The sequence below is a fragment of the Bradyrhizobium sp. LA6.1 genome, from assembly GCF_040547805.1.
GTDB lineage: Bacteria > Pseudomonadota > Alphaproteobacteria > Rhizobiales > Xanthobacteraceae > Bradyrhizobium > Bradyrhizobium barranii.
This window is the reverse complement of record NZ_JBEPQK010000001.1, coordinates 110,378-129,386: the sequence shown is the minus strand read 5'-3', so window position 1 is coordinate 129,386 and position 19,009 is coordinate 110,378. Positions and strand designations below refer to the sequence as shown.

Genomic DNA, 19,009 nt, shown 5'->3' with positions numbered 1-19,009 from the left:
GTCAGTCAGCCGATCCGGTCTTGGTTCCGCTCTTGGTTCCGCTCGTGGCCGGAGTGGCAGTGGCGCTTGCATCCGCCATCGGCGCAGCCGCAGGCGCTTCCTCGACCAACGCGCCATCGAACAGGCGTGACTGTCCGGCCACCACGATCCTGTCTCCGACGTTCAGCCCTTCGGAGACCACGGCATTTGCATCGCCGCTCTGACTGACCTTGATCGGCCTCGCGCTGACCTTGCCATTGTCGCCCATCACGTAGGCGAACAGACCCGACGGCCCGTGCTGCACGCCATCCTGCGGCACGACGATGACGTCCTTGCGCGTATCGATCAGCATCCGCGTGGTGACCGACAGGCCGGGCCACAGCGCATTGTCCTTGTTGTCGAAGCGCGCTTTCAGGCTGATGGTCCCGGTGGCCTGGTTCACCGAATTGTCCATGACCACGAGCCTGCCTTGCGACAGTGTCCTGGTTCCGTCCGAGGTCAGCGCCTCGACCGGCACCTCGCCGGCGTCAAAGGCCTTGTCGATGGCCTGCAATTGCTCTTCAGGTTCCGTGAACTGCACGGCAATCGGCTGCAGCTGGGCGATGGTGACGATCCCCGTCGTATCCGCGGCATGCACGATGTTGCCGGGGTCAACCAGCCGGAAACCCGTTCGTCCGCTGATCGGCGCCTTGATCGAGGTGTAACCGAGATTGGTCTGCGCATTGTCGATGGCGGCCTGGTCGCCCTTCACCTGCGCGATCATCTGATCGACCAGGGCCTGCTGGGTATCGAGATTTTGCTGGGTCTCGAATTGCTGCTTCGCGAGCTTCTGAAAGCGCTCCAGGTTCAACCGGTCGTTCCTCAGATTGGCCTCGTCCTGGGCCTTCTTCGCCACCGCCTGCTCGAGAGCCGCGGTAAAGGGGCGTTGATCGATCTCCAGAAGTGGATCGCCCTCCTTCACCATCTGCCCCTGTTTGAAGAACACCTTGATGATCTGACCGTCGACGCGGCTCTTGACCGTCACCGTCTTGAACGGCGAGACGACTCCGAGACCGTAGGCGCGCACGGGAAAGTCGGCCTTCTTCACTACGAACGAGGTGACGGGAATCTTCGCCGCGGCCTGACTGGCAGCGCTTTGGGCGGCCGCTGCGGCTGGCTTGACGCCCCCGAGGAGCTCATACCAAACGCCATACGCCACCACGGCTATTGCAAGGATTCCAAACAGCGCAACGCTGAGCTTCGGTCGCGTTGACAAATTGATGGCCCTCTAACTGTTTGTACCTGCCTTCAGATAAGCCGACTGATTGCAGGTGAAACCGCCGCCTCGGATTGGAAGTATCGCGGACAAAATCCCAGCGTCAAAATGACGATCGCGTGCGAAAATCTGTACAAATTTTCATGTTCGCTCGCTGTAGAACGCAGTCGCTCAATCAAAGCCGTCCAACGAAGGACAGGCAGAAACAAACAGAAACGAAATGGAGGGACGTGAGAGGTCACCGCGGCATCACGCTGAATTGCGCCAGCGCGCGTGAATTTCAGGATCGCTCGCCTCAAGTCAGGCCTTATCATTGAAATTCAGCAAGCGCTGCTTGATGGGAACGAGGCGCGAGATGAAGGCTGATCAACCGAACCACCGGGGAAATGTCGTACCGTTTCGGACGCGATCAGGAGGCGGCAGAGATCCGGTTGATGATGCACGGCCCGACAACATCTTGCGCATGCTCGACCTCTCGAAGTTCGAACACCATCGCGCCACTGTCGAGAACCGCCCCAGCATGCGTTCCAACATCGCGGCAATGGTTCTGCTCGGGCTCCTCGTATTCATCGCAACAGAGGACTTTTCCAGACTCGAGCAATCGAACCTTTGCTTCGATAAATCGGAATGCAAGAATTGAATAGCGCTCGTCATCAACTGACGACGTAACGACGAATCGCAGTTTCAGCGGCAAGCGTGTCGGCCAACCGGCGTTCGCACGGATGTCAGCGATGTCCGGCTTGCCTTCAACGAGGAACGAAGGTCCGGAAGACCCCATTGGCACCGTCCCGCCAATCGTGTAACCCGGCCGAAACCCTCGCCGGGACGGGACGCTGATGAGTGCGGTTGCCACTGATAACGCGGGAGATGGCACCCGCGCGCTGATCTTTGCGCTGCTTGCGCTCGCCTGCGGGCACATGCTCTCGACCTTGCTGCGCACGATTCCCGCCGTCAGCCTTGACCTGATGGCGGCGGATTTCCACATCGAGCCGCAGGCGCTGGCGAGCCTCACCTCGGTCTATCCCTTTGCCTTTGCCGCCGCGCAGATTCCGGTCGGCGCTGCGATGGATCGCTTCGGCGTCCGGCCGGTGTCGCTGAGCCTGCTTATGGGAACCGTGATCGGCGCCATCGCGTCGGGATTCGCGACGGGGCCCGAAAGCTTCGCGGTCGGGCAGGTGATGCTCGGCATCGCGACATCGGGCATGCTGATGTGCCCGATGACGCTGGCGGCCAAGCAACTGTCGGCGGCGCGGTTCGGGCTGTGGTCCGGCGCGATCCTCTCGATCGGCAATATCGGCATGCTGCTGTCATCGAGCCCGCTCGCCTTCGTGGTCGATCATTACGGCTGGCGCGCCGGATTCTGGATCTCCGCGCTCGGCGGCGTCCTCGTCGCGCTCGCGGTGTTCTTGCTGGTGCCGAGGCAACCGGCCGAGCACAAGGACGAGTCCTCGCCGCTGTCGCAGATGATCGAGGTGCTCAGGCTCGGACTCTCGCGCCCCCTGCGTGGCCTGATCGCGCTGGCGCTGGTGTCGCTTGCGACTTCGCTGGTGCTGCGCGGCCTGTGGGGCGGACCTTGGCTGATGGAGGTCAAGGGACTGACGCGGGTCGAGGCCGGCAACCAGCTCGGCGCGTTCACGCTGGCGATGATCGCAGGTCCCCTGTGCATCGGCATGATCGACCGCAGGCTCAGTCGCCGCCGCGAGCTGGTGGCGGGCACGCATATGGTCGGGGCGCTGCTGCTGGCGCTGATGGCGCTGGGGGCGCCGCATTATGCGGTCTCGACCCTGTTCGGCGTGCCCGTGATGCCGCCGCAATACGACCTCGTGCTGTTCGTGCTTATCGGCCTTGCGACCTCCGCCCAGCCGCTGCTGTTCAGCATGTCGCGGCAGCTGGTCGATGCGCAAACCGCGGGCAAGGCGCTCGCGGCGATCAACCTCGCCTTCTTCCTCGGCGCCGCCCTGATGCAGTCGATGACGGGCGCGGTGGCGGCATTCGCGGGGCTGCCGGCGGTGCTGCTGTTCATGGCGGCGGCGCTACTTCTGGGCGCGCTGATCTTCCTGGCCTATACGCGCACCGCGTAAAGTAGCCTCGCACAACAGCGTGGCGCAGCGGATGCTTCATTTTCCCTGGCGATGACGTCGCGTGCAGTCGGCCAGCTACGCCCAGCTCAGCGCACTGTCACCGAACTTCCCGATTCTTCCTGTCGCGCCAGCCTCTGTGAAAAGTCGCAACCTGCAGTGGCCGTTATTTCCACTGTGACCCGGTGGTTACAGCCGCCGCGTGACTCGCCGGATATTGTGACCGGATCGCGAAGTCGGACAACTCACCAGATGAAGTCGCTGGCCTGTGCGATGCCGACACGCACGATGCGCCTCAGGCGCCATTGCCGTTAGTTGAAGGAAGATCCTCGCATGACCACCAAAACCCTTTTCAGCGCCATTGCGCTGGCCGTTTCGACGTTGACCTCGGCCATGGCGGCGGACGTGTCGATGCCGTACAAGGCGGCGCCTGCGGCCCCGGCCTTCTCCTGGACCGGTTGCTATGTCGGCGGCAATGGCGGCGGCGGCCGCGGGGTCAACGAGCAGCAGCCCATCGTCGAGCAAGCATTCACCGCCAATCACAACAGCGGCTGGCTCGCCGGTGTGCAGGGCGGCTGCGACTATCAGGTCGGCTCCCTCGTGGTCGGCCTCGAAGGCCAGTTCGATTGGGCCGACATGAAGGACACCAGCACGACACTGATTCCGGGCGGCGCCGCCGGCTTCCTGCTGACGACCCAACTCGATCGCGTCGCCACCGCGACCGGCCGCATCGGCTACGCCTTCGATCGCGTGCTGTTTTACGCCAAGGGCGGCGCCGCCTTCGCCCACTTCAATTATCAGATGACGCAGACCGATTTCGCCGCCTTCTCGGTTGATTTCAAGGGGTCGCGCGATGTGACGGGATTCGTCGTCGGCGCCGGCCTCGAATATGCGCTGCTGCCAAACCTGTCGTTGAAGGCCGAATACAATTATTTCGACTTTGGAACGAACGGCTACACCCTGAACTGCACCAGCAATCCCGGATGTGCTACTCCCTTCTTCCCGGCCACCGTCCGGCAGAACATGCAAACCGTCATGCTGGGCGTGAATTGGCGATTCAATTCTGCCCTCACCCCGCTCGTCGCGCGATACTGATTGCTGTGCCAAAGGCGGCGCGTCGTGTTCGACGCGCCGCCGCAAGCAGCCGCCGTGGCTTTGATGCGGTCGTCCTTGCCCCGCCCTAAATTCACCGGACTGTCCGAGAGGCCTTGCGAAACACGGCGCAGCGAAGGATGCTGACGCGTACCGTGCATCAAAGGACCATCTCATGCCTGTCGACACCAAAGCCGCCACCGACCGCCTCATGCGCTTCCTCTCCGTCGAGGGCGTCACCGGACAGGAGGCGGCGATCGGGCGTGAGCTCACCGCCGCGCTGAAGGAGAGCGGCGTGCCGGCCAAGGCGATCCGGCTCGACGACGCCAACACCCGCATTCCCGTGCCGACCGAGACCGGCAACCTCATCGTCGACCTGCCCGGCCGCGGCGCGCTGCACAACCAGCCGCGCATCATGTTCATGACCCACATGGACACCGTGCCGCTGTGCGCCGGCGCCAAGCCGAAGAAATCCGGCCGCAAGATCGTCAACGAGGCCAAGACCGCGCTCGGCGGCGACAACCGCTGCGGCTGCGGCGTGCTGGTGACGCTGGCCGCCGAGCTCGCCAAGCAGAAGCTCGATCATCCCCCGATCACGCTGCTGTTCTGCGTGCGCGAGGAGAGCGGGCTCTACGGCGCCCGCCACGTCAAGCTGGACGAGCTCGGCTCGCCGGCGATGGCCTTCAACTATGACGGCGGCTCGGCCTCCAACGTCATCATCGGCGCCGTCGGCGCGGACCGCTGGAATGTCGAGATCTTCGGCCGCGCCTCGCATGCCGGCGTTGCACCGGAGCGCGGCATCTCCTCGACCATGATCATGGCGCTCGCGCTTGCAGACGTGAAGTCCGGCGGCTGGTTCGGCAAGGTCGTGAAGGGCAAGAGCCAAGGCACCAGCAATGTCGGCCCCGTCACCGGCGGCGAGGGCCGCCCGGCGGGCGATGCCACCAACGTCGTCACCGACTACGTCCATGTGCGCGGCGAGAGCCGCAGCCACGACGGAAAGTTCTTCAAGGAGATCACCAAGGCCTACAAGGCCGCGTTCGAGAAGGCCGCCAAGAAGGTGACGAACGCGCAGGGCAAATCCGGCAAGGTCAAGTTCAAGGCCGAGACCGACTATTTTCCGTTCCGCATGAAGGACAATCTCCCCGTCGTCAAACGCGCGGTCGAGGCGGTGTCCGCGGTCGGCGGCACCCCGAACGTCCGCACCGCCAATGGCGGCCTCGATGCCAACTGGATGGTCCGCCACGGCGTTCCCACCGTGACCTTCGGCGCCGGCCAGAACGAGGCGCACACGATCGACGAATGGATCAACCTCGACGAATACGATCGTGCCTGCGCGCTGGCCGTGCAGCTCGCGACGATGCGGTGAGACGCGTCGCGCGTGAGCTCAGAGAGATCATTTGTCGCCAATGACGGCACCGTCGTTGGATATCGGCAACTGGGCTCAGGCCCCGGACTGGTGCTGCTCCATGGCGCGCTGCAGAGCGCAGCGAGCTTTACTGACCTTGGCGCAGCGCTGGCCAACCGCTTCACCGTTCTCATTCCGGACCGCCGCGGTCGTGGTCTGAGCGGACCGTTCCGGCCCGACCACTGCATGGCGACCGAGATCGATGATCTCGGCCGGCTTCTCGCCGAGACGGGCGCACGAAATGTGTTTGCATTGAGCGCCGGGGCCTTGGTTGCCATGCACACCGCGCTCGCCAATCCGGCGATCGCGCGCCTCACGCTTTACGAGCCGCCGCTCGAATTCGGCGGGGTCCAGCCGCGCTACTGGGCCGCTGGCTATGAGGCGGCCCTGGCGAAGGGGGATCTGCCGGGCGCCCTTGTTGCCGTGCTCAAAGGCACCGGCGACAACGAGATCATGACAAGGCTCCCTGCGCCTGTCCTTAAATCGTTCTTCGCCATGATGATGCGGCTCCGTCCCAACGCGGCCGTTGGCAACGGGCCGCCTCTGGCCACGCTCATCCCCACGGTCCACTACGACATCGAGCTGATTGCGGAGAAAGCCGGCGATCTTGACCGCTTCAGGAGCTTGAGCACGGAAACGCTGCTGCTTGGCGGCGATCGGAGCCAGGGCTATCTCGCCACCGCCCTCGATGCTCTCGCCGCGATCCTGCCGAACGCGACGCGCGTTGAATTCAAGGGCGCCGGACACATCGCGGCAGACAACGAAGGCGCCCCGATTCGCGTTGCGGCGGAGCTGCGTCGTTTCTTCGCATGAAGTCGTCCGCAGGATGGGGAGAGTGCAGCGAAACCCATCGCCGCGGTAACGAAGATGATGGGTTTCGCTTCGCTCTACCCATCCTACAGAACTGCCCTGCATCGCCCGCGGTTGCCCGCCGATGCCTGCCGGCCTAGCCTGCAAGGAAAAGCAGGAAGGAAACATGGCACGCATCTCGACAATCGAGACCGGGTTCTACCGGATTCCCCTGCCCGTCACGCTGTCGGACTCAACGCATGGCGAGATCGCGGCGTTCGAGCTGATCACCTGCCGCATCCGCGATGCCGATGGCGCCGAGGGCGCCGGCTACACCTACACGGTCGGCCGCAATGGCGGGGCGACGGCCGACATCCTCAAGCGCGAGATCCCGCCGTTGATCGAGGGCCGCGAGGCCGACGATACTGAGGCGATCTGGCATCACGTCTGGTGGGGCTTGCATTATGGCGGCCGCGGCGGACCGGCAGTGCTGGCGCTGTCCGCGCTCGACATCGCGTTGTGGGACCTGAAGGCGCGGCGCGCGAAATTGCCGCTGTTCCGCCTGCTCGGCGGCTTCGATGCGCACGTGCCCTGCTATGCCGGCGGCATCGACCTCGATCTCTCGGTCGAGGCGCTGCTCGCGCAGACCGACGGCAATCTCGCCAAGGGCTTTCGCGCCATCAAGATGAAGGTCGGCCGGCCCGATCTCAAATCCGACGTCGCGCGCGTCGCGGCCATGCGCAAACATCTCGGCGACGGCTTTCCGCTGATGGCGGACGCCAACATGAAATGGACGGTCGAGGACGCGATCCGCGCCGCCCGCGCCTTCGTCCCCTACGACCTCACCTGGCTCGAGGAGCCTGTTATCCCCGACGACGTCGCGGGCCATGCCCGCATCATGCAGGCCGGCGGCGTGCCGATCGCGGCCGGCGAGAATCTGCGCTCGCTGTGGGAGTTCAAGAACTACATCGTCGCCGGCGCGGTATCCTATCCGGAGCCTGACGTCACCAATTGCGGTGGCGTGAGTGCGTTCATGAAGATCGCGCGGCTGGCGGAGGCGTTCAATCTCCCGGTCACCAGCCACGGCGCGCACGACATCACGGTGCATCTGCTCGCGGCCTGCCCGAACCGCTCGTATCTGGAAGCGCATGGATTCGGGCTGGACAAGTATATCGAGCACCCGCTGGTGCTCGAGGACGGCAAGGCGCTGGCGCCGGACCGTCCGGGCCATGGCATCAGCTTCGACTGGAAAGGGCTGGCGAAACTCTCGCCGTAGGGCAATTCGTCATGGCCGAAGCAAGACGTGGATGGCCGGGTCATAGGCGAGCGGAAGCGACGCCGTCCTTCGGACGGCTATGGCGAGCGGAAGCGACGCCGTCCTTCGGACGGCTATGCCCGGCCATGACGATGTTGCTGCACGCGAGACACTCGCAGGCGCTTGACGGGTCGGCTCAATATTCGGCTATGCTGGCATTAGCCGGCCCTCCTTGCGAAAGATCCCCGCCTTGCCCCCCGAGCTGCACCAGAAACTGACCCAGTGGCGCCGGCATCTGCATGCCCACCCGGAACTGGGCCTCCACGAGAAGGCCACCTCGGCCTTCGTGCGGGACAAGCTCGCCGAGCTCGGCATTCCCTTCGAAGCGGGCATCGGCGGCCACGGCGTGGTTGCGACGCTGACGCGAGGGGCGGCGCAGGGCCGCGTCGGCCTGCGCGCCGACATGGATGCGCTGCCGATCACCGAGGACACCGGCCTGCCCTACGCCTCGACGACATCAGGCGTGATGCATGCCTGCGGGCATGACGGGCACACCGCCTCGCTGCTCGGCGCGGCCGCGCTGCTGGTGGCCGACACCAGTTGGAGCGGTACCGTCGACTTCATCTTCCAGCCGGCCGAGGAAGGCCTTGGCGGCGCGCGCGCGATGGTCGGGGCGGGCCTGTTCGACCGCTTTCCGATGACGCGGGTGTTCGGCTTCCACAACTGGCCGGGGCTCGCAGCCGGCACCATCGCGGTCCATGACGGCGTCGTGATGGCTTCCGGCGGACGCGTCAGCATCACCATCGACGGCCATGCCGGACATGCCGGCATGCCGCATCTGACCCGCGATCCCGTCATGGCGGCGGGACACCTGATCGTGGCGCTGCAATCGGTCGTGTCGCGCAGCATCGATCCGCTCGACACCGCCGTGCTCTCGCTGTGTACGCTCGAAGGCGGCACGGCGCGCAACCAGATCGCGGGACGCGTCACCATCGGCGGCACGCTGCGGTATCATCGCGACGCGGTGAAGGACGTCATCCTGGCGCGGATCGGAGAGGTCTGCGCAGGCATTGCAACGACCTTCGGCGTCAAGGTCACGCCCGAAATCGTCATGGGCGTCGGCGTGGTGGTCAACACGCCTGCCGAGGCGGGCCTGGCGCGCCTTGCCGCGGAGAGGGTGCAGACCGAGGTGCGACGCGATCTCGCGCCGAGCATGGCCGGCGAGGATTTTGCCTTCTTCCTCAAGCAGTGCCCCGGCGCCTTCGCCTGGATCGGCAACGGTGAATTGCGCGACGGCGCCGAGCTGCACGGCCCGCGCTACGATTTCAACGACGCGATTTTGCCCGTCGCGTCCAGCTGGATGGCCGAGGTCGCCAAGGTGGCGCTGAAGTCGAACTGACCCCGGAACGGCAGGACCTCGGATTCCCTGCGCATGACGTCGGCCGTGCGCCGACCGTCCCGCCGCACTGTCCCACCGACACTTTTTCTTTGGCCTGCAACCCTTTGAACATGCAGCGGCGATGACTGCCCGACCGGGCGCGTTGCAGCACCGCACCGCTGCGCGCGCTTGACGCGGGACGTGCGGGCAGGAATAATGAAATTAAAGAACAATTGTTCGTATTCCGAACAACATGCAGCGGGACCAAGCGGGCTCACAACACCGCATCCGCGCCACCAGAGGAAACGTCATCGATGCAAGCCATCCTCAATGGCGACAGCACGCTCATCGTCGCGATGATCGTCGCCTACATCGCCTTCACGTCCTGGCTCACGTTCAGGCTGCGCAGCAGGACCAGCGATCAGTTCATGACGGGCGCACGCGCGATGCCGGCGGTGGTCGTCGGCGTGCTGATGATGTCCGAATTCGTCGGCGCCAAATCGACCGTCGGCACGGCGCAGGAAGCGTTTCAGTCGGGCATAGCGGCGGGGTGGGCTGTGCTCGGCGCCTCGATCGGCTTCCTGCTGTTCGGGTTCCTGATGGTGAAGAAGCTCTACAGTTCCGGCGAATACACCATCTCGGCGGCGATCGCGCAGAAATACGGCAAGTCGACCATGCTCACGGTGTCGGTGATCATGATCTACGCGCTGCTGCTCGTGAACGTCGGCAACTATGTGAGCGGCGCGGCCGCAATCGCCACCGCACTGCATGTCAGCATGCCTGTTGCGATGTGCATCATCGCCGTGGTCAGCACCTTCTACTACGTGTTCGGCGGGCTGAAGGGCGTCGCCTGGGTGACGATCCTGCACAGCGCCATCAAGGTCGTCGGTATCGTCATCATATTCTCGGTTGCGATGTCGCTGACCGGCGGCATCGCGCCGATCCAGGCCAAGCTGCCCGCCTATTACTTCAGCTGGGACGGCAAGATCGGCTTTGCGACCATCTTCGCCTGGACCTTCGGCACCGTCGGCGCGATCTTCTCGACCCAGTTCATCGTGCAGGCGATCTCATCGACGCCGAGCGCCGATGACGCGCGCAGGGCCACCTTCTATGCGGCGGCGTTCTGCCTGCCGCTCGGATTCTTGCTCGCCCTGATCGGCGTCGCCGCGAAATTCCTCTATCCCGACATGAACAGCCTCTACGCGCTGCCGGTGTTTTTGGAGAAGATGCCGCCGCTGGCCTCGGCTTTCGTGACGACCTCGCTCGTCGCCTCGATCTTCGTCAGCGTCTGCACGGTTGCGCTCGCGATCGCCTCGCTGGTGGTCCGCGACTTCTACGTCCCCTACTGGAAGCCGACGCCGGAGCGGGAGCTGAAGATGACCCGCCTGTTCTCGGTGGCGATCGGCATTGCACCGCTGGTCTTCGTCTTCTTCATCCCGGAAATCCTCAAGCTGTCGTTCTTCACGCGCGCGCTGCGCCTGTCGATCACCATCATCGCGATGATGGGATTCTATCTGCCGCTGTTTGCCAGCAACCGCGGCGCCACCGCGGGCCTGATCGGCGCCGCGATCTCGACGACGGCCTGGTACATGCTCGGAAACCCCTTCGGGGTCGACAACATGTATGTCGCGGCCGCGACACCGCTGGTGGTGATGGCGGTCGAGCGCCTGGTGATGGGCCGCGCTCCGGCCGCCGACGCGACGTCGCAGCCAAATGCATTGATGGAAAGGACTTCGACATGATCATCGATACCGAGATCGTGACCACCGACATCGGGACCGCCGCCGACGGCGTCGTTCGCCCGGCCGCCGGCGATCCCGACCGGTCCGACGCTTTCATTCCCTCGCCTTGCGTGCAGAACCACGCCGCCAATCTGATGCCGCTCGCGAACGGCGATCTGGCCTGCGTCTGGTTCGGCGGCACGCAGGAGGGCATGTCGGACATCTCGGTCTATTTTTCGTGCCTCGCCCGCGGCGCGACGCAGTGGTCTCCCGCCGAAAAGCTGTCCGACGACAACGGACGTTCGGAGCAGAACCCGGTGCTGTTTCCCGCACCTGACGGCACGCTGTGGCTGATGTGGACGGCGCAGCTGGCGGGAAACCAGGACACCGCGCTGATCCGCCGCCGCCTCTCCCGCGACAACGGCAAGAACTGGGGCCCGATCGAGACGCTGTTTCCCGAGCAGCGCGGCCGCGGCACCTTCATCCGGCAGCCGATCGTCGTGCTCGACAATGGCGACTGGCTGCTGCCCGTGTTCTATTGCCACAGCACCCCGGGTCGGAAATGGAACGGCGACGAGGACACCAGCGCGGTGAAGATCTCGTCCGATTCCGGCGCGACCTGGCGCGACATCGACGTCCCCGGCAGCCGCGGCTGCGTGCATATGTGCATCGCGCGGCTCGACGACGGCTCGCTGATCGCCCTTTACCGCAGCCGCTGGGCGGACAACATCTATCAGAGCCGGTCCACCGATCACGGCCGCACCTGGTCGGTGCCGGTCCAGACCGTGCTGCCCAACAACAACTCCTCGATCCAGGTCACGCGACTTGGCAACGGTCATCTCGCGCTGGTCTTCAACGACTCCAGCGCCAGGGATGCGACCGGGCGCCGCCTCTCGCTCTATGACGAGATCGAGGACGATTTGCCGCCCGTGCTCGCCGGCGACGGCAAGACGACGGACGAACGCACCGCGTTCTGGGGCGCGCCGCGGGCGCCGATGACGCTGGCCGTCTCCGCCGACGGCGGGCGGACGTGGAGCAAGCGCAATGTCGAGACCGGTGACGGCCTTTGCATGACCAACAATTCACGCGATCAGACCAATCGCGAACTGTCCTACCCTTCGGTCAAGGAGACCGCCGACGGGGCGATCCACATGGCCTTCACCTTCCATCGCCGCGCGATCAAATATGTACGCGTGACAGAGCCATGGGTGAAACGCGCCATCAGGGACTGAGACCATGGACAAGAGGCCGCACGCGCTCGTCACGGGCGCCAGCTCAGGGATCGGCGCTGCGATCGTCGAACGGCTGCTGCGCGATGGCTGGCGCGTCACCGGCATCAGCCGGCGTCCCGCGCCATTCGACCATCCGGCCTTCGATCACCTCTCGCTCGATCTCGGGGAGGTCGATAACATCGCAAACGCCGTCGCAGGCGTCGCGCCAACCGCGCTCGTTCACGCGGCCGGCATGCTCAAGGTCGGCGAGCTCGGATCGCTCGACCATGACGACGGCGCCGCGATGTGGCGACTGCATGTCGATGTCGCCGCGCGTCTCGCCGACGCGCTGGCGCCGCGCTTGCCGAAAGGAGGACGCATCGTCCTCATCGGCAGCCGCACCGCCTCGGGCGCGGCCGGCCGCGGTCAATACGCCGCGACCAAAGCGGCGCTGGTGGCGCTCGCGCGATCCTGGGCCATCGAGCTCGCGCCGCGCGGAGTCACGGTCAACGTCGTTGCGCCCGCCGCAACCGAGACACCGATGCTGAAAGACCCGACGCGCGCCAATGTCGCGCCAAAACTGCCACCGATCGGCCGCTTCATTCGTCCGGAGGAAGTCGCGCACGCGGTGGCGTTCCTGCTTTCGCCGGAGGCTGCGGCCATCACCGGACAGCAGCTCGTCATCTGCGGCGGCAGCTCGCTCTAGGCGCACGGCCGTAATCACGGTCGGCCCGCAATCGCTCGAGGGACAGCCCTCGCGCGGCGGTTACCCTCACATCATCGAGATGGCAACGGCCGCCATCAGCGCGTGGCCGCGATCCTTGCGCGGAAGCTCGCCTGCCCCTGCATGATCTTGTCGAGCAGTGCATCGAGCGCCCAGAAGCGCTCACGGATGTCGAAATCGATGGTCCGGCTGTGGGCGCAGGCGAACGTGCCGAGCCTCTGATGGTACAGCTTGGCCAGCTTGGGATATCCCATCGGCTCGGCCATCGCCGCGAGCGCGAGATAGACGGAGAGATCGTCCGCCAGCGCCGGATGCCGCGCGCTGTCGGTCAACAGCCATTTGTAGAGATCGGGATGGAAGTTCGTGAACACGCCGGTGAAGCCGGCGGATCCGCTTCTGATGGCGTCGAAGGCGATCGCCGCATTGGCATTGACGATGGCGAGCGAGGAGTTTTTCGTCAGCGCCACGCGACGCTTCACGGTCTCGAGGTCGCAGGACACGTCCTTGAGGATCGCGAAGCGCCCGCTCTCGGCACAGAACGCCAGCTCGTCGTCGGACATGAGCCGCCGGAACGGCGCGGGACATTCGTAGAGGCCGAGCGGAAGATCGGCGGGCAGCGCGTCGAGCAGATGGCGCAGATTGTCCATGAAGACCGTTCCGCCCTGCCCCTTCGGATCGAACCGGTTCGTCACCAGCACCAGTCCGTCCACGCCGGTCGCGGCGATGGAGGTCAGCTCGGTCACTTGATCGTCGCGGGATTCACTGACGTGGCCTGACGCGATGACGGGCACCCGGCCCGCCGCCTGCCGCACGACGAAGCGCGCCAGCGCGACGCGCTCCTCGAGGCTCAAAAACTGCATCTCGCTCGACTGGGCCACGGCGAACAGCGCATCCGCGCCATTGGCAATGTACCATTCGACGAGCTTTTCGAGGCCCGCATAGTCGATCGCGTCGGCTTCGGTGAACGGCGTCAGCATCACCGGAATGATGCCCTTGACGGTTGCGGTCACAAATCGGCTCCCAGGGTTGAAATTGTTGACAGGCAGGAGCCTGCCGCTCACGCGTCTTGCAACGCGTGAGCGTGGCTGTTCGGGCCGGCGGTCAGTTGCCGGCCACTTCCTTGATGCGCGCGATCATGTCGTCGACGGCCTTGTCGACCGGCACCTTGTTGGTGACGATGGCGTTCACGGCCTTCATCCAGACGTTCTCGTTGTTCAGGGTGGTGAACTTGTAGTTCTTGCTCATCTCGTAGCCGCCGACACCGGCGAAGAACTGGTCGCGCACGGCGCGGCGATGAACGTCGCCGTCCCAGAAGGCGGACTTCTGTGCGGCCGTCTTGACCGGGAACCAGCGACCGAGGGCGCCTTCGACATAGGGCTGGAGGTTCTCGTCGCGCAGCAGGAACGAGACGAGCTCCTTGGCGCGGTCCTTGTTCTTGGCCTGCTCGAAGATCAGGCCGACCACCACGGAGGCGCGGGTGTGGACCGGCGTACCATCCGGCTTGTTGGGCCAGACCATGGTGCGGATGCGGTCATTATAGTTCTTCTTGGCTTCGTCGCGCTGCTCGGCGGTGAGCGTCTCGTTGCCGGCGTCGTCGAGCCATTTGCCGGGGAGCGAAACCGTCGAATTGTGCGTCATGATCGTCGTCTTGTTGTGGAAGGCGACGTTGTTGTCGGGATCCTTCCAGCTCGTCGCCGATTGCGGCGTGCAGCCTTTCGCGGCGAACTCGACATAGTCCGTCATGGCGGCGACGAGGCCCGCCTTCACCTTGGGATCGTCGACCAGGAGCTTGCCGTTGTCGTCGACCAGCACGACGTTGTAGGCGTCCATGAACACCAGGAACGAGATGAAGCTGTCGGTGGCGTCGACGCCCATCGGATGGCCGACGCCGTAGATGCGCTTGCCGGACGCCTTGCGCACGGCCGGTTGCGCCTTGTCACACCAGAACGACCAGTAGCCCTTCCAGTCTTTCGGGATGTCGGTCTCCTTGAGACCTCCCTCCTCCAGCATGTCCTTCCAATAATGCAGGTGCAGCGTCGCCTGCTTCAGCGGGAAGGCGTAATAGGCCTTCGCCTTGGTCTTGTCGTTGTACAGCATGACCGTTTCGAGCGACTGCGGGGAGAACTCGCCCTTGATCGGTGCGAGCACGGAGCCGAGATCGACCAGCTTGCCTTCGGAGGCCCACTTGCCGGCGCCCTGGAAATGGTAGGTGTCCGCATAGGTCACGTCGGGAGGACTGCCGGCATCGAGCGCCGCCACCAGCTTCGGCATCATGTCCTGCGTCGCATATTGCGACAGCTCGACCTTGACCCCGGTCTTGGCCTCGAACTTCTTGATGACGGCGAGCAGCGCGTCTTCCTCGGCCTTGTAGTAGCCCTTGTTCCACCAGACCACGAGCTTCTCCTCGGCGGCTGCCGGGCTCGCCGTTCCCATCATCGGCAAGAGCAGCGAAACCGCCATCGAACAGTTTCTGGCCCACCGCAAAACGCTATTCCGCATTGTCGTTTCCTCCGTCTCATCCGGCGAGGGGCCCGCCGGTTGCTCTCATGGCGTTTAAAACGCGGCTATGTAAGCGCTTACATATAAGGAGTCAAGCAGCCCTTTGAGAGGGAAGCAGCCCTCTTGGCGGGTCGATGCGCGCTCTCGAAGAGACGACCGCTCTCTGCGGGATCAGGCGCCCCTGGCGTGACCTGCGCTGTCGCGGATTTTCAGAACAGGCACGACTTCGCGGGACTGCGCCTGCGCTTGCCGGCCCGCGATCACGGCAAGGAGCTCGTTGGCCGCCAGGACGCCGATCTCCTGATTGTCGACCTTCATCGTCGTAAGCCCCGGAGAAAAGCGCGATGAAATCGCAAGATCATCGAAGCCAGTGATCGAAAAATCCCCGGGCGCGTCCAGGCCGCATTCCCGCGCAGCCATCAACGCACCGAGCGCCAGATTGTCGTTGCCGCAAACGATCGCGGTCGGCCGAACGTCGACGGCTTGCGTCATCAATCCGGCAAAGCTGGCCGCGCCGAACTCCAGCGTCGAGGGACCCATCATCAGATCCTGCGCGGCAATTTCCAAACCCGCGGCCGCGAGCGCTTCGCTGACGCCGCGAAGCCTTTCCTTCACGCGGTCGTTGTTGGTGTCGGGCTGGAAGATGGCGGCAAACCGGCGATGGCCCAGCGACAGCAGATGCTCCGTCATGCGGCTGAACGCGGCGCGATTGTCAAAGCCGATGCACGGATGCGGTGACAGCTTGTTGTAGGAGTACGTCACCACATACGGAATGCCACGCGAGTTGAGCGCGTCAAAAAGCTCGGGGGGATGATTTTCGCCGACCACGGCAATTGCTTCCACACCGCGCGCAAGCATTGCTTCGGCCTGCCTCAAGCCCTCGTCCGGATCATAGTTCGAGCAACCCAGGAACAGCGTGAAGCCGCGTTCGCTGAAGACGGTCTGCATGCCGCCGATCTGGTGGGCGAAGATTTCATCGTCCAGGGTGGGAATGATGGCGCCGGCGATATGCGTCCGGCGCGAGGCCAGCGCCCGTCCGGCAGCATTGGGAATCCAGTTCAGCGCGCGTGCGGCGTCCTTGACCCTCTGCCTGACCTCTTCGGAGACCTTGTCGGGTTCGTTGAAGGCGCGCGAGACGGTCGCGGTCGAGACATTGGCCTTGCGGGCGACCTCCTCGAGCTTGACGCGGCCGCTGCCTCCACGCGCTCTCTTTGAACCTGCCACCATCCCCGCCACGTCGGTCGAACGCCTGATCGATCAATACCTTGCCATGGTATTGACGACCACCGGAGTCCTCAACGAAAATCTCCTGGCGTGAGGCGCGCGCTTCCTAGACGATCCCGCCCTGCCGAAGCGCCGCGATTGCAGCCACGTCGTAGCCAAGCTCCTTCAGGACGAGGTCGGTATGCTCGCCGAGCGTCGGCGGACGCGATGCGATCTCGCCGGGCGTTTCCGACAGCCGGACGGCAGCGCGGGCGACGGGTGCGCGTTTCGGCAGGCCGGGATATTCGACCTCCTGCATGAAGCCGGCGGCGCGAATATGCGGATGGTCCAGCGCCTGTTGCGGGCTGAGGACAGGCCCGGTCGGAATCATGGCCTTGCCCAGAGTGTCGACAGCCTCCTGCGTGGTGCGCTCGGCGCACCAGCGCGCCATCCGCGCGCTGATGACGGGACCGTTGTTGCCGCGGCTGATGTCGTCGGCAAAGCGCGGATCATTCAGCCACTGGTCCTCCTCACCCATCAGCTTCGCCCAGCGTTTGAACAGCGGATGCCCCGTGACCTGGCACAGCACCCAACCGTCTTTGGTGCGGTAGATGTCGGCCGGCGCTGCGGTCTGGCCGAGATTGCCGGTCGGAACACGGTTGACGTTGATGACCGCCTGCTCGATCAGCGTCGCATTGGTGAAGGACAGCGCGGTGGCGAGCAGCGCGCCCTCGACGATCTGCCCGCGTCCGGATTTGCCGCGCTCGATCAGGGCTGCGAGCGTCCCGAACGCACAATGCAGCGCCGTGCCGAAATCGACCCAGTTCACCGCGGCCCGATATGGCGGGTCGCCGGCACCGGTCATGTAGACCGAGCCCGACATGACTTGGCCGACGCCATCGAAGCCGACGCGGTCGGACCATGGCCCCGGCCCGCCGAACGCGGTGGCGGTCGTCAGGATGATGTCGGGCTTGATCGCCTTCAAGGAGTCGTAGTCGAGCTTCATCGCGCGCAGGGTCTGCGGCGGCAGATTGGCGACAACGACGTCCGCGGTCGCGATCAGGCGGCGCATCACCTCCTGCCCTTCCGGCTTCATCGGATCGAGCGTGATGCACTTCTTGTTGCGGTTGACCTGCAGGAACAGCGCGCCTTCGCCGCCCTCGCCGACCGGCGCCACGAAGCGGTCCTCGCTGCCGTCGCGCTTTTCCACGCGGATGACCTCGGCGCCGAATTCGGCCAGCAAGGTCGCGCAATAGGGCCCTGCGATATAGCGCCCGAAATCGAGGACGCGCACGCCCTCCAAAACTCCTCCCATCGATCCCTTCCCATATTCATATGTTCTGGCCAGATTACAGGGACTGGCTGCCACGGCAAGGCGGCAGAGGACCTCATGCCCCTGCCCCCAAGATGTGATCGGCGAACAGTTTCGGCCGGCGGAAATTCTGCTCTAGTATCGACCTCTCAGTCCCCCCAGCCAGAGCATATCCATGCCGCAACAATTCGATCGATCCGCAGAAGATCTCGGCAACGCGATCCATTTCGAGCACGTCAACATCCAGGTCCCGGACCAGCGCCTCGCCACGCTGTTCTACGTGACCGGGCTTGGACTGACCCGCGATCCCTACCTGATGGTGTCCGACACCAACATGTGGATCAATGCCGGACGGAGCCAGTTTCACTTGCCGAGCGGCAGGCCGCAGGTGCTGCGCGGCCATGTCGGGCTGGTCATCGAGGGCCGCGAGGCGCTGCTGGCGCGGCTCGCGTCGGTCGCGAAGAAGCTCGAGGGCACGGCGTTCGCATTCGCCGAGCACAACGATCATGTCGAGGCAACCTGTCCGTGGGGCAACCGACTGCGCTGCTACGAGCCGGACGCCGCGCGCTTCGGGCGCATCGCGCTCGGGATTCCCTATGTCGAGTTCGACGTGCCGGAAGGCACCGCGAAGGCAATTTGCGCCTTCTACCCCGAGATCATGGGCATGCCCGCAAGCTTGCGAAACGGCGACGGCCAGGTCGCCGCCGTGAAGACCGGCCGCGACCAGCATCTGTTGTTCCGTGAGACGGATCGGCCCCAGGGCGACTACGACGGCCACCACGTGCAGATGTACATCACCGACTTCTCCGGCCCTTACCGCAAACTCCTGGCGCGCGACCTGATCTCGCGTGAGGACAATCAATACCAGTACCGCTTCTGCGACATCGTCGATCTCGACAGCGGCAGGCATCTCTTCACGGTCGAGCACGAGGTCCGCAGCGCGACCCATCCGATGTTCATGCGGCCGATGGTCAATCGCAATCCGGCGATTAACAACCGCAATTACGCATTCGGCCACGATCAGTCGCTCTGGGCGATGGGGCCGGATCAATACGAGGGATAGGGAGTGGCGAACGCGCGCCTTGCGGCGCGCGCGATCCATGAC

Annotated in this window: 16 protein-coding genes; 10 read left to right on the top strand and 6 right to left on the bottom strand. The window is 64.7% G+C overall.

Annotation, left to right across the window (positions count from 1 at the left end):
- Window position 1 precedes the first annotated feature (1 nt).
- Entirely contained in the window at window positions 2–1,234 is a 1,233-nt protein-coding gene (locus ABIB99_RS00640) for an efflux RND transporter periplasmic adaptor subunit (protein WP_354174344.1), read from the bottom strand.
- Between the two features lie 409 nt (window positions 1,235–1,643).
- The gene (locus ABIB99_RS00635) at window positions 1,644–2,012 is read right to left on the bottom strand and encodes a hypothetical protein (protein WP_354174342.1); all 369 of its coding nucleotides are present in this window, start codon (window positions 2,010–2,012) and stop codon (window positions 1,644–1,646) included.
- Window positions 2,013–2,070: 58 nt separating this feature from the next.
- On the opposite strand from ABIB99_RS00635, the gene ABIB99_RS00630 reads away from it, so the two are divergent.
- From ABIB99_RS00630 to ABIB99_RS00590, 9 genes are all read left to right on the top strand, one after another.
- Window positions 2,071–3,315 (top strand): MFS transporter, encoded by a 1,245-nt coding sequence (locus ABIB99_RS00630; protein ID WP_354174340.1) that lies wholly within the window; start codon window positions 2,071–2,073, stop codon window positions 3,313–3,315.
- Window positions 3,316–3,645: 330 nt separating this feature from the next.
- The gene (locus ABIB99_RS00625) at window positions 3,646–4,407 is read left to right on the top strand and encodes an outer membrane protein (RefSeq protein WP_354174338.1); all 762 of its coding nucleotides are present in this window, start codon (window positions 3,646–3,648) and stop codon (window positions 4,405–4,407) included.
- Between the two features lie 172 nt (window positions 4,408–4,579).
- Entirely contained in the window at window positions 4,580–5,773 is a 1,194-nt protein-coding gene (locus ABIB99_RS00620) for a M20/M25/M40 family metallo-hydrolase (RefSeq protein ID WP_354174336.1), read from the top strand.
- A 90-nt stretch (window positions 5,774–5,863) separates the two neighbouring features.
- The gene (locus tag ABIB99_RS00615; protein WP_354174334.1) at window positions 5,864–6,625 is read left to right on the top strand and encodes an alpha/beta fold hydrolase; all 762 of its coding nucleotides are present in this window, start codon (window positions 5,864–5,866) and stop codon (window positions 6,623–6,625) included.
- Between the two features lie 163 nt (window positions 6,626–6,788).
- Entirely contained in the window at window positions 6,789–7,877 is a 1,089-nt protein-coding gene (locus tag ABIB99_RS00610) for a mandelate racemase/muconate lactonizing enzyme family protein (RefSeq protein ID WP_354174332.1), read from the top strand.
- Between the two features lie 229 nt (window positions 7,878–8,106).
- Complete coding sequence (locus ABIB99_RS00605) at window positions 8,107–9,255, top strand: amidohydrolase (RefSeq protein WP_354174330.1); 1,149 nt, start codon at window positions 8,107–8,109, stop codon at window positions 9,253–9,255.
- Between the two features lie 293 nt (window positions 9,256–9,548).
- A complete protein-coding gene (locus ABIB99_RS00600; RefSeq protein WP_354174328.1) occupies window positions 9,549–10,976 on the top strand; it encodes a sodium:solute symporter family protein in 1,428 nt (475 codons plus the stop codon).
- Entirely contained in the window at window positions 10,973–12,187 is a 1,215-nt protein-coding gene (locus tag ABIB99_RS00595) for a sialidase family protein (protein ID WP_354174326.1), read from the top strand. The genes ABIB99_RS00600 and ABIB99_RS00595 overlap by 4 nt, the downstream gene beginning before the upstream one ends.
- A gap of 4 nt (window positions 12,188–12,191) precedes the next feature.
- Window positions 12,192–12,872 carry an SDR family NAD(P)-dependent oxidoreductase gene (locus ABIB99_RS00590; RefSeq protein ID WP_354174324.1) on the top strand — a complete coding sequence of 227 codons (681 nt, stop codon included), beginning with the start codon at window positions 12,192–12,194 and terminating at the stop codon, window positions 12,870–12,872.
- Window positions 12,873–12,967: 95 nt separating this feature from the next.
- Here the strand turns inward: ABIB99_RS00590 and ABIB99_RS00585 are convergent, their stop codons facing one another.
- The 4 genes from ABIB99_RS00585 to ABIB99_RS00570 form a co-directional block, all read right to left on the bottom strand.
- On the bottom strand, window positions 12,968–13,900 hold the full coding sequence (locus ABIB99_RS00585) for a dihydrodipicolinate synthase family protein (RefSeq protein ID WP_354174322.1): 933 nt from the start codon (window positions 13,898–13,900) through the stop codon (window positions 12,968–12,970).
- A gap of 91 nt (window positions 13,901–13,991) precedes the next feature.
- Window positions 13,992–15,350, bottom strand: coding sequence for an ABC transporter substrate-binding protein (locus tag ABIB99_RS00580; protein WP_354174320.1), 1,359 nt, complete (start codon window positions 15,348–15,350; stop codon window positions 13,992–13,994).
- A 210-nt stretch (window positions 15,351–15,560) separates the two neighbouring features.
- Complete coding sequence (locus tag ABIB99_RS00575) at window positions 15,561–16,616, bottom strand: LacI family DNA-binding transcriptional regulator (RefSeq protein ID WP_354174318.1); 1,056 nt, start codon at window positions 16,614–16,616, stop codon at window positions 15,561–15,563.
- A 103-nt stretch (window positions 16,617–16,719) separates the two neighbouring features.
- A complete protein-coding gene (locus tag ABIB99_RS00570; protein ID WP_354174316.1) occupies window positions 16,720–17,907 on the bottom strand; it encodes a CaiB/BaiF CoA transferase family protein in 1,188 nt (395 codons plus the stop codon).
- A gap of 172 nt (window positions 17,908–18,079) precedes the next feature.
- Here ABIB99_RS00570 and ABIB99_RS00565 point away from each other — a divergent pair, with 172 nt between their 5' ends.
- Window positions 18,080–18,967: a VOC family protein gene (locus ABIB99_RS00565; RefSeq protein WP_354174314.1), complete on the top strand. Its 888-nt coding sequence runs from the start codon at window positions 18,080–18,082 to the stop codon at window positions 18,965–18,967.
- The last annotated feature ends 42 nt before the right edge of the window (window positions 18,968–19,009 follow it).

Bases quoted from the DNA above. Each gene is read 5' to 3' on its own strand.
- ABIB99_RS00570 (WP_354174316.1), bottom strand. From the start codon at position 17,907: ATGGGAGGAGTTTTGGAGGGCGTGCGCGTCCTCGATTTCGGGCGCTAT.
- ABIB99_RS00620 (WP_354174336.1), top strand. From the start codon at position 4,580: ATGCCTGTCGACACCAAAGCCGCCACCGACCGCCTCATGCGCTTCCTC.
- ABIB99_RS00625 (WP_354174338.1), top strand. From the start codon at position 3,646: ATGACCACCAAAACCCTTTTCAGCGCCATTGCGCTGGCCGTTTCGACG.
- ABIB99_RS00565 (WP_354174314.1), top strand. From the start codon at position 18,080: ATGCCGCAACAATTCGATCGATCCGCAGAAGATCTCGGCAACGCGATC.
- ABIB99_RS00580 (WP_354174320.1), bottom strand. From the start codon at position 15,350: ATGGCGGTTTCGCTGCTCTTGCCGATGATGGGAACGGCGAGCCCGGCA.
- ABIB99_RS00630 (WP_354174340.1), top strand. From the start codon at position 2,071: ATGAGTGCGGTTGCCACTGATAACGCGGGAGATGGCACCCGCGCGCTG.
- ABIB99_RS00595 (WP_354174326.1), top strand. From the start codon at position 10,973: ATGATCATCGATACCGAGATCGTGACCACCGACATCGGGACCGCCGCC.
- ABIB99_RS00590 (WP_354174324.1), top strand. From the start codon at position 12,192: ATGGACAAGAGGCCGCACGCGCTCGTCACGGGCGCCAGCTCAGGGATC.
- ABIB99_RS00575 (WP_354174318.1), bottom strand. From the start codon at position 16,616: ATGGTGGCAGGTTCAAAGAGAGCGCGTGGAGGCAGCGGCCGCGTCAAG.
- ABIB99_RS00635 (WP_354174342.1), bottom strand. From the start codon at position 2,012: ATGGGGTCTTCCGGACCTTCGTTCCTCGTTGAAGGCAAGCCGGACATC.
- ABIB99_RS00600 (WP_354174328.1), top strand. From the start codon at position 9,549: ATGCAAGCCATCCTCAATGGCGACAGCACGCTCATCGTCGCGATGATC.
- ABIB99_RS00610 (WP_354174332.1), top strand. From the start codon at position 6,789: ATGGCACGCATCTCGACAATCGAGACCGGGTTCTACCGGATTCCCCTG.